This is a genomic window from Ruegeria sp. HKCCD7628, assembly GCF_057221005.1.
The window spans coordinates 1-2,500 of record NZ_JBWVBA010000031.1 but is presented as its reverse complement, the minus strand read 5'-3'; the positions used below and the strand labels follow the sequence as shown (position 1 = coordinate 2,500).

General features: G+C 54.4%; 1 tRNA gene and 2 rRNA genes (1 of these 3 cut by a window edge). All 3 read left to right on the top strand.

The annotated features are described in order from the left end of the window. Positions 1–1,986: ribosomal RNA gene (locus tag AC2TAD_RS22185) — 23S ribosomal RNA — on the top strand (it extends 841 nt beyond the left edge of the window). Positions 1,987–2,177: 191 nt separating this feature from the next. Next, positions 2,178–2,292: ribosomal RNA gene (rrf, locus tag AC2TAD_RS22180) — 5S ribosomal RNA — on the top strand. Between the two features lie 123 nt (positions 2,293–2,415). Beyond that, positions 2,416–2,492 (top strand) — tRNA-Met (locus AC2TAD_RS22175). The last annotated feature ends 8 nt before the right edge of the window (positions 2,493–2,500 follow it).

Sequence of the window (2,500 nt, the reverse complement as noted above, 5' to 3'; positions counted from 1 at the left end):
AATCTATTTAGGTAGAGCGTCATCCGAATACCCCGGGGGGTAGAGCACTGGATGGGTAATGGGGCCCCACAGGCTTACTGATCCTAACCAAACTCCGAATACCCGGGAGTACTAGATGGCAGACACACTGCGGATGCTAACGTCCGTAGTGGAGAGGGAAACAACCCTGACCTACGACTAAGGCCCCCAATTCATGGCTAAGTGGGAAAGCAGGTGGGACGACCAAAACAACCAGGAGGTTGGCTTAGAAGCAGCCATCCTTTAAAGATAGCGTAACAGCTCACTGGTCTAAATAAGTTGTCCTGCGGCGAAGATGTAACGGGGCTCAAGCCATGAGCCGAAGTCTAGGGATGCGTAAGCATCGGTAGCAGAGCGTAGTGTGACATAGTCTCATTCCTCCTTCATGCCTTCGGGCAGATTGGAGGAGAGAGGCTTTCGATGAAGCGGGCGCGTGAGCGATCCCGTGGAGAGATCACTAGTGAGAATGATGACATGAGTAGCGACAAAGAGTGTGAGAGACACTCTCGCCGAAAGTCCAAGGGTTCCTGCTTAAAGCTAATCTGAGCAGGGTAAGCCGGCCCCTAAGCCGAGGCCGAAAGGCGTAGGCGATGGGAACTAGGTTAATATTCCTAGGCCAGGAGGATGTGACGGATCACAGGTGTAGTTCAATCTTATCGGATTGATTGGGCTGCTGAGTGGTTCCTGGAAATAGCCCTCCATCAGACCGTACCCTAAACCGACACAGGTGGACTGGTAGAGCATACCAAGGCGCTTGAGAGAACGATGTTGAAGGAACTCGGCAAAATACCTCCGTAAGTTCGCGAGAAGGAGGCCCGGTTCCTAGGCAACTAGGGGCTGGGGGCACAAACCAGGGGGTGGCGACTGTTTATTAAAAACACAGGGCTCTGCGAAGTCGCAAGACGACGTATAGGGTCTGACGCCTGCCCGGTGCCTGAAGGTTAAAAGGAGAGGTGAGAGCCTTGAATTGAAGCCCAGGTAAACGGCGGCCGTAACTATAACGGTCCTAAGGTAGCGAAATTCCTTGTCGGGTAAGTTCCGACCTGCACGAATGGCGTAACGACTTCCCCGCTGTCTCCAACATCGACTCAGCGAAATTGAATTGCCTGTCAAGATGCAGGCTTCCCGCGGTTAGACGGAAAGACCCCGTGCACCTTTACTACAGCTTCGCACTGGCATCAGGATTGTGATGTGCAGGATAGGTGGTAGGCTTTGAAGCAGGAACGCAAGTACCTGTGGAGCCTCCCTTGAGATACCACCCTTCGCACTCTTGATGTCTAACCGCGGTCCGTTATCCGGATCCGGGACCCTGCGTGGCGGGTAGTTTGACTGGGGCGGTCGCCTCCTAAAGCGTAACGGAGGCGCGCGAAGGTTGGCTCAGAGCGGTCGGAAATCGCTCGTTGAGTGCAATGGCAGAAGCCAGCCTGACTGCAAGACTGACAAGTCGAGCAGAGTCGAAAGACGGCCATAGTGATCCGGTGGTCCCGAGTGGAAGGGCCATCGCTCAACGGATAAAAGGTACGCCGGGGATAACAGGCTGATACTGCCCAAGAGTCCATATCGACGGCAGTGTTTGGCACCTCGATGTCGGCTCATCTCATCCTGGGGCTGGAGCAGGTCCCAAGGGTACGGCTGTTCGCCGTTTAAAGAGGTACGTGAGCTGGGTTTAGAACGTCGTGAGACAGTTCGGTCCCTATCTGCCGTGGGTGTAGGAGACTTGAGAGGAGTTGCCCCTAGTACGAGAGGACCGGGGTGAACGATCCACTGGTGGACCAGTTGTCGTGCCAACGGCAGTGCTGGGTAGCTATGATCGGACAGGATAACCGCTGAAGGCATCTAAGCGGGAAGCCCCCCTCAAAACAAGGTCTCCCTGAGGGCCGTGGAAGACCACCACGTCAATAGGCCGGAGATGTAAGCGCAGTAATGCGTTCAGTTGACCGGTACTAATCGCCCGATAGGCTTGATTTGATCCAGTAATGGAAAGATGAAATCAAACCAGAAGCATACACACCTTGACCAAGGACAGCGTCGCAGCGCCAAGCCGCGATGTTGGTTGATTATATAACCGTGCGGGAACGCGCCTTTTGTAAACAAAAGACGCTGCCTCCCGCGCGTCGCCTTTTTGCAAAGCAAAAAGAGCGACGTGGGCTTTTCCTCGGTTTGGTGGTCATAGCGCAAGTGAAACACCCGGTCCCATCCCGAACCCGGAAGTTAAGCACTGCCGCGCCAATGGTACTTGGGCTTAAGCCCCGGGAGAGTAGGTCACCGCCAAACCTAGAAAAAGCCCACACATCTCTCTAAACGATCAGCAAAACACGACCCGGCCTCAAGTCGCGAAAGCAATAGGCCAAAAATGGTCTCAACTAGCCTTATAGGCCGTAGACCAAACCAAAGTGTCGCGGGATGGAGCAGCCCGGTAGCTCGTCAGGCTCATAACCTGAAGGTCGCAGGTTCAAATCCTGCTCCCGCAACCAATCTCTAG